Annotated in this window: 7 protein-coding genes, 1 tRNA gene and 1 other RNA gene; all 9 read left to right on the top strand. The window is 42.6% G+C overall.

What is annotated here, in order from left to right; genetic code table 11:
• An RNA gene (rnpB, locus tag ABYU67_RS09055) (RNase P RNA component class A) lies at nt 1-251 on the top strand; the annotation flags it as partial.
• A 147-nt stretch (nt 252-398) separates the two neighbouring features.
• Nucleotides 399-475, top strand: a tRNA-Met gene (locus ABYU67_RS09050).
• Between the two features lie 310 nt (nt 476-785).
• Nucleotides 786-2,582: a translation elongation factor 4 gene (gene lepA, locus ABYU67_RS09045; RefSeq protein ID WP_372844676.1), complete on the top strand. Its 1,797-nt coding sequence runs from the start codon at nt 786-788 to the stop codon at nt 2,580-2,582.
• 104 nt (nt 2,583-2,686) lie between these two features.
• On the top strand, nt 2,687-3,589 hold the full coding sequence (gene lepB, locus ABYU67_RS09040) for a signal peptidase I (protein WP_372844675.1): 903 nt from the start codon (nt 2,687-2,689) through the stop codon (nt 3,587-3,589).
• 174 nt (nt 3,590-3,763) lie between these two features.
• Nucleotides 3,764-4,159, top strand: a complete 396-nt coding sequence (locus tag ABYU67_RS09035) for a DUF4845 domain-containing protein (protein WP_372844674.1) — start codon at nt 3,764-3,766, stop codon at nt 4,157-4,159.
• A gap of 150 nt (nt 4,160-4,309) precedes the next feature.
• Nucleotides 4,310-5,107 (top strand): ribonuclease III, encoded by a 798-nt coding sequence (rnc, locus tag ABYU67_RS09030; protein ID WP_372844673.1) that lies wholly within the window; start codon nt 4,310-4,312, stop codon nt 5,105-5,107.
• Between the two features lie 256 nt (nt 5,108-5,363).
• Complete coding sequence (era, locus tag ABYU67_RS09025; RefSeq protein ID WP_372844677.1) at nt 5,364-6,428, top strand: GTPase Era; 1,065 nt, start codon at nt 5,364-5,366, stop codon at nt 6,426-6,428.
• A gap of 57 nt (nt 6,429-6,485) precedes the next feature.
• Nucleotides 6,486-7,250 carry a DNA repair protein RecO gene (locus ABYU67_RS09020; RefSeq protein ID WP_372844672.1) on the top strand — a complete coding sequence of 255 codons (765 nt, stop codon included), beginning with the start codon at nt 6,486-6,488 and terminating at the stop codon, nt 7,248-7,250.
• A 91-nt stretch (nt 7,251-7,341) separates the two neighbouring features.
• Nucleotides 7,342-8,136, top strand: a complete 795-nt coding sequence (locus ABYU67_RS09015; protein ID WP_372844671.1) for a pyridoxine 5'-phosphate synthase — start codon at nt 7,342-7,344, stop codon at nt 8,134-8,136.
• Nucleotides 8,137-8,160: the final 24 nt, after the last annotated feature.

Here is an 8,160-nt window from a genome sequence, read left to right as displayed (position 1 = left end):
GTGCAGCAGAGAGTAGACCGCCTTTGGTATCCTAGATATCATCGGTAAGGGTGAAAGGGTGCGGTAAGAGCGCACCGCGTGGATGGCAACATCTCACGGCATGGTAAACTCCACGCGTAGCAAGACCAAATAGGCATCGGCATGGCGCGGCCCGCGTTCGATGCGGGTAGGTTGCTTGAGCGTACGAGCGATTGTACGCCTAGAGGAATGATTGTCCACGACAGAACCCGGCTTATCGGTTTACCAACCTTTTTTAGTACTTTTCTAAAAGTACAGTGCAGTACCGCTTGGGGTTTTAACCTTGCATTTATTTTGAAGTTAATTCAATATTTTTGCAAAAAAAGCCAATTAGGGGTTGACGCAAGTCACTCATATCGGCATAATACCGAGCCTAAAATGGCGATGTAGCTCAGCTGGTTAGAGCGCATGACTCATAATCGTGAGGTCAAGAGTTCAAGTCTCTTCATCGCCACCATATTTTAAAAAACCAATCATTCGTGATTGGTTTTTTTTTGCCTGTTATATTTTGATTGCTATAAATATTACCTTGTGACGAGGTTGTCCCTCTCTTAAGAAGAGGAACAACCACATACGCAGAGGATAGGTGACAAAATCGCCTTACTTTATAGCTGAAAACTGCTAGAATACCTGTAGATGTCGGCGCGTTATGGCGAGTATTGTCGCTGTTTTGCGCTTGGCATTATAGATTGCTGCTTTTTGACCTCTTTTTTAATAGCTGTGGTTAAAACATAACTATCCCATTCCTCTTATTTAGTAGGCGCTTTGTGACTGCATTAGCCAATATTCGTAACTTTTCTATTATTGCCCACATTGATCATGGCAAATCGACCCTTGCCGATCGTTTTATTCAAATGTGTGGCGCGCTGCAAGATCGTGAGATGCAGGCGCAAGTCCTTGATTCGATGGATATTGAGCGTGAGCGCGGTATCACGATTAAAGCGCAGTCGGTGACGCTGTATTATGATCACCCTAATGGCGAGCGTTATCAGCTTAACTTTATCGATACCCCCGGTCACGTCGATTTTTCTTATGAAGTCTCACGTTCATTAGCCGCTTGCGAAGGTGCGCTATTGGTCGTTGATGCGGCGCAAGGCGTTGAAGCACAGTCAGTTGCTAACTGTTATACCGCTGTCGACCAAGGTCTTGAGGTTATGGCGGTGTTAAATAAAATTGACTTGCCACAAGTTGAGCCTGAGCGCGTGATTCAAGAGATTGAAGACATCATTGGCATTGATGCGGTTGATGCGCCGCGCGTCTCAGCTAAGTCTGGTCTGGGCGTTGATAAATTACTCGAAGCATTGGTTGAATTTATCCCTGCACCGACAGGTGATCGTGATGCGCCGCTACAAGCGTTAATTATCGACTCATGGTTTGATAATTACTTGGGCGTTGTCTCATTAGTACGCGTGCGCCAAGGTACGATAAAAAAAGGTGATAAACTTTATATCAAATCTACCAAAGATGCGCATTTGGTCGGATCTATTGGTGTCTTTACGCCAAAGCCTGTAGATACGGGTGTTTTAGAAGCCGGTGAAGTAGGCTTTATTATTGCCGGTATCAAGGATATCGCTGGTGCGCCAGTTGGTGATACCATCACTCATGCCAGTACGCCTGATGTTGAGCGTATTCCTGGCTTTAAGCAGATTACGCCGCAAGTTTATGCCGGTATGTTCCCTGTTGATTCTACTGATTTTGAAAAATTCCGTGAAGCGCTACAAAAGCTACAAATCAATGATGCATCATTGTTCTTTGAGCCTGATACCTCAGATGCACTAGGCTTTGGTTTCCGTTGTGGCTTTCTCGGTATGCTGCATATGGAGATTATCCAAGAGCGCTTAGAGCGCGAATATGACTTGGATCTGATTACCACTGCGCCATCCGTTATCTACGAGATCGTCAAGAAAAATGGCGATATCATGTATGTTGATAATCCATCAAGACTCCCTGAACCGAATAATATTGAAGAGTTCCGTGAGCCCATTGCGCGCTGTCAGATTTTAGTACCGCAAGATTACTTGGGTAACGTCATGACACTTTGTATCGAGCGCCGCGGCGTACAGGTAGATATGCGTTTTATGGGTCGTCAAGTACAGCTGATCTTTGATATTCCGATGGGAGAGGTGGTTATGGACTTCTTTGACCGTCTAAAATCAGTGTCGCGCGGTTTTGCCTCACTTGACTATAATTTTGAACGTTATCAAATCGATAAGTTGGTTAAAGTAGATGTATTAATCAATGGTGAAAAAGTTGATGCGCTGGCTATGATTGTTCATGAAACCCAGTCACGCTACCGTGGTAACGCCTTAGTTACGAAGATGAAAGAGTTGATTCCGCGTCAGATGTTTGATGTTGCTATTCAGGCAGCAATTGGCAGTCAAATTATCGGCCGTAGTACCGTGAAAGCCATGCGTAAAGACGTACTAGCCAAGTGTTATGGTGGTGACGTTTCACGTAAGAAAAAGCTTTTGTCTAAGCAAAAAGCAGGCAAAAAACGTATGAAGCAAGTCGGTAATGTGGAGATTCCACAAGAAGCCTTCTTAGCAGTATTGCAAGTTGAGTAAGTTATGAGCCATTAACTGGTCATTAATGATGTTATTGGTGTAATTAATGGCGAAGTTGATAATATATATAGCCAGATAAGTCGCTCGTTAATAGGCAATTGAGTATGGATTTTGATTTTAATTTAATCTTGGTACCATTAACCATAGGTTTGGGTATTATTTGGCTATTAGATAAGCTGACACTAAAACAACGTAAGACACGGGGTCGCGGTAAAGAGAGTATACTGGTACGCTGGGCTTATGACTTTTTTCCTGTGCTGGCGGTGGTGTTAATTGTGCGCTCGTTTTTAATTGAGCCCTTTAATATTCCATCCTCTTCCATGGTGCCGACCTTATATACAGGCGACTTTATTGCGGTGAATAAGTACGCTTATGGTGTGCGTTTGCCATTGACTTATAATAAAGTAATCGATACTGGCGCCCCCGAACATGGCGACGTTGCTGTCTTTCGTTATCCAGAGAACCCAAGCATTTATTATATCAAGCGCGTTATTGGTCTGCCGGGTGATACGGTAAGTTATAATCAAGGCACGCTTGCGATCAATGACGTGCCTGTTGCGACTCAAGCTATTGATTTTGAGGCCAACGCCGAGCTGACCTCACAGTTATATGCAGCAGGACAAGTTGCTCCGGGTCAAATGCTGACCGAAGAGAACGCTGCTGCGATGGGTCAGCAAGAAGAGGGCGAAGCAAAATATTTCAAAGAAAAGCAAGGTAGCCATGAATATGTTGTGCGCTATTTAAATGGTATGAATAGCTCGCAGTATGCGCCATTTTTACAGCAACAGTCGCCAGAAGTGGTGAGCTCAGAAGGTAATGAGTGGCGTATCAAAGTACCAGAAGGGCAATACTTTGTCATGGGTGACAACCGAGATCGCAGCGCAGACGGACGGTTTTGGGGCTTTGTACCTGATGATAATTTAGCCGGTAAAGCTGTTTATATTTGGATGCATAAGCCGCCAGGTTTGAAGCTGCCAACCTTTACACGTAATGGCGCTATTGATTGATAATATCAGTGCTCGATGGGTATGTTTACCGACAAAAGTTTTGTGCTAATATTAAAGTGATTTAAGGCAATAATCTCTGGCTTCTCAATAGGTATTGAACGTCCTGAGACTAAAATATCGAGTTTTTTAAGCCAGATATATTACAACTATGGCTATTTTCCATTGAGAGGCATTATGGTGCAACAATTGTCTGGCTTATCTACACAGCGCGGTGCTAGTGTCACTAGTGTCGTTTTTATTATCATCGCCTTAGGTATTGCTGTGAAACTGATTGTTGCCATTGTGCCCGCACAAATTGGTGATTATCAATTGACAAAGACACTGAGTGCGCAGCTTCAAGAGTCCAACAACAATAAAGAGACTGCCAAGCAGTTCGTTGAGCGTGTTAATAAGCAGCTGTCCATTAATGCTGACTATGATACCCAAGCTGAAGATGTATTTACTTTTAAAGATAAAAAAACAGGTCAGTTGGCTATCTATAAAAAATATGAAAAAACCAATACGCTATTTGGTAATATTGATATTGTGAATCGCTTTGAAGGCGATATCGATCCTACCATAGCAGAATAATTCCATGCTTTAAAAACTCAGCAGTAACAATATAAGATGATACTTTAGAAAGCAGTTCTTTATGAGCTGGTTTTTTGTATTTAACATTTTTGAACATTACTATTTGATGACCTTAAATAGTACAACAAAAGGGATAATCATAAGCCACGCATGAAACCAACTTCGCAGTATCCTCAGGCGGTACCTAATCCACCAAAAAACAGCCTGTCTGATGACACGCTTATTATTAGCTCAGAATTTATGCAACGTTTAGCCGTATTAACGCGCAAGTTGGGTTATGTGTTTAATGATTTAAGCCTAGCAAAGCTGGCACTCACGCATCGATCGTTTGATAGTAAAAAGAACTACGAACGCTTAGAGTTTTTGGGTGATGCGTTATTAGGTATGATAGTCGGTGAAGCGCTATATCATCGCTATCCAGCCCAAAATGAAGGGCGTCTGACCCGTATGCGAGCGACGCTAGTACGCCAGGAGTCTTTAGTTATTATCGCTCAAAATCTAGAATTATCTAACCAGCTTATACTGGGGGTTGGTGAACGTAAAGGCGGTGGTCGCAATCGCGCGTCTATATTGGCTGATGCCGTCGAGTCTTTAATTGGTGCTATTTATTTAGACAGTCAAGATATGAATATCACGCGAGAATGTGTGCTGTCTTGGTATGGTGATTTGATTGATAATGTTAATGACCAAAAAGCGCTAAAAGATGCCAAAAGCCGCTTACAAGAATGGTTGCAGTCAAAGCAGTTTGACTTACCCCATTATGAGCTGATGGAAACACGCGGTAATGCCCCGCATCAGATATTTGTGGTACGCTGTCAGGTAAATATTGTTAACTGTGCTGATATCATTGAATCTGGCGAAAGCCGCCGTATCGCTGAGCAAAAAGCGGCAGAATTGATGATTAACCAGCTTCATAAGCTGCCAGGTGTGCCCAAAAAACGCAACTAATGGCCTTTATATTATCGCCCTATTTATATAGTACTCATTTGATAATGATGCCGACAAAATTATCATCTCTATCATTTAAACATGCTTATTCTTCAATGAATTAGTATTGCAACATCAGATATTCTTAATTTGATAACAGTGCTGCTGTTGATGCCCTATGCGCAGACAGCAGTTTGACTGATGACAACCTCCACAGGATTACCCCATGAGCAATCACCCTGACTTGCCATTAAATAATGAAGATAATGCCACAAATATGATCGAAAACACTGACCTTAATACAAGTGCAAACAATAGCGTAAACGTGAATGAAGTAGAAATCAGCGAAATAGACGACCATAGCGCAGATAATGATTCAGCAATTGAAGATTTCTTTTCGCCAAGTAATGGAGCACTTGCTGCTGAAGGCTTCAAAACTGGCTATGTTGCCATTGTTGGTCGTCCAAATGTTGGTAAATCAACCTTGATGAACCATTTATTGGGTCAAAAGCTTTCTATCACTTCGCGTAAACCACAAACGACTCGCCATCGTATCCACGGTATCTTATCTAATGATGAGATGCAGGCAGTATTTGTTGATACCCCAGGTATTCATCGCAACGAAGTACGTGCGATCAATGAGCGTATGAATAAAGCAGCTGTCTCTGCATTGGTAGATGTCGACTTGGTCTTGTTTGTCGTTGATTCTGACCAATGGCGTGAAGATGATCTACTGGTTCTACAAAAGCTTGGTGATACTGATCTAAATGTGGTGTTAGTGATTAACAAAGCCGATACTTTAAAAGACAAAGGCAGCGTTTTACCGTTGATGGAAACCTTTAACGACAGTTTTGATTTTGCTGATATCGTTCCTGTTTCGGCACTAAAGAACCAAAATTTAGATCGTTTGCAAGAAGTGATAGCCTCACACTTGCCAGTTGCAGCGCCAATTTATGATACAGAACAAATCACCGATCGCTCGGAGCGTTTTTTAGCCAGTGAAATCATTCGTGAAAAAATCATGCGCAGTGCCGGTGATGAAGTACCGTATGATCTGACCGTCCAAATTGACGGTTTTAAAGACGAAGCGGCTCATATTGATCCTAAAACAGGTCGCCCACGTAAAGCTTGTACCTTTATTGATGCCACTATCTATGTTGAGCGTAGCGGTCAAAAAGCGATTGTGATTGGCGACAAAGGGCAACGTATCAAACAAGTCGGTATGGATGCGCGTAAAGATATGGAGCAGCTGTTTGATAAAAAAATCATGTTAACGCTGTGGGTGAAAGTAAAGCGTGGTTGGTCCGATGACGAACGAGCTTTGACCAGTTTGGGCTATTAGCACTATTAATAGCCACTCTCTTTTATGTTGAGTGACTCATAGCTGAGGTAATAATCCATGCGTAATGAAGCGTTAGTCGGTTATTTATTACACCAGCGCCCTTATCAAGAAAAGCGCGCCTTATATTATTTATTTTCTCAGCAGCATGGGGTGATACATGGTATTGGCAAAAAAGGCGCGCCACTATTTATACCTCTGCAACTCTTTGCGACTGGTAAGCGTGAACTCAAAACTTTTAGCCAAATCAATATCTCCCCTTTTGGCTCAGCCCGCACCCAAGCAGTTCAAGGTGATAATGTAGCAACTGCAGATACGCAGCACCAAGAAAGTATCACAGGTCAGCATCAATATGCAGCCTTGTATCTAAACGAGATATTATGGCGGCTACTACCTACTGAAGATCCTCTGCCCATATTATGGCAGCATTATCAAGATAGCCTATATAAGCTCAAACAACCTCTAAGCGCTGACGAGCTACGCTTGTGTTTGCGCCAGTTTGAGAGTGATCTTTTTAATGAGTTGGGATTTTCACTGACATTAGATCAAGATAGCCTTGGACATCCTATTGCTGCTGCACAGACTTACCGATTCTTACCTGATGTCGGTTTAGTGCCAATTTTGCATACAGAATATAGCGACAGTATGATTGGGCACGCGGTTTTTAATGGCAATGATATTTTGATGATGGTTGAGCAGGGGTTGTCTGGCAGTACGCTGACTCTGTGGTCGCGTTTACATCGGCAATTGATTGATCATATGCTTGATTATCAACCGCTGCAAAGTCGCCTGCTTTGGCAGCAGCAACAGCGTTATCAACTATAAAGCATACTTAACAATAGAATATGTTCACAATTACTTATCATCAATAAGCTATTTTTAGTAAATGATCTAACTATTAATAAAAGGATTTTTTATGACGAATAAAGCGCAGATTTTGTCTACTACAGTAGAGCAAAATCCACAAAATACTTCAAAAAAACCCCTCTTAGGTGTCAATGTTGACCATGTGGCAACTTTACGTCAAGCACGCGGTGTCAGCTATCCAAGCCCACTTGATGCAGCACTCTTATGTGAAAAAGCAGGTGCGGATGGTATCACCATTCATTTGCGTGAAGATCGCCGTCATATCCAAGATGCTGATGTGCATGAGATTGCCAAGCAGCTGACCACGAGAATGAATTTAGAGATGGCAGCAACGACTGAGATGCTAGAGATAGCTCGCCAAGTCAAACCATATTGGGTATGTTTAGTGCCAGAAAAACGTGCTGAACTGACCACAGAGGGCGGTCTTGATGTGGCAGGGCAGCTAGCTTCATTGACGGACTATGTCAGTCAGTTACAAGCAGCAGGTATCAAAGTCTCCCTCTTTATTGATCCAGAAGATACACAAATTGCAGCGGCAGTTAATTGCGGCGCTGATGCGATTGAACTACATACAGGTTCTTATGCTGAGGCAGGATTGGCAGGTAATACAGATAAAGCAGATGTAGAGCTTAAACGTATTAAAAATGCCGTAACTACCGCCAAACGAATGGACAGCAAAATGTTGGTCAATGCAGGTCACGGTCTGACACGTGACAATGTGAATGCGATTGCCCAAATTGAAGGTATATATGAGTTAAATATTGGTCATGCTTTGATAGCGGATGCACTATTTGTGGGGATGGAGCAGGCGGTTATGATGATGAAAGCAGCGATGCATCAATAGCGACGACAGTTAATGCTTAATATA

This window comes from Psychrobacter sp. (assembly GCF_041554015.1).
Classification (GTDB): domain Bacteria; phylum Pseudomonadota; class Gammaproteobacteria; order Pseudomonadales; family Moraxellaceae; genus Psychrobacter.
This window is presented reverse-complemented; position numbering and strand designations above follow the sequence as displayed.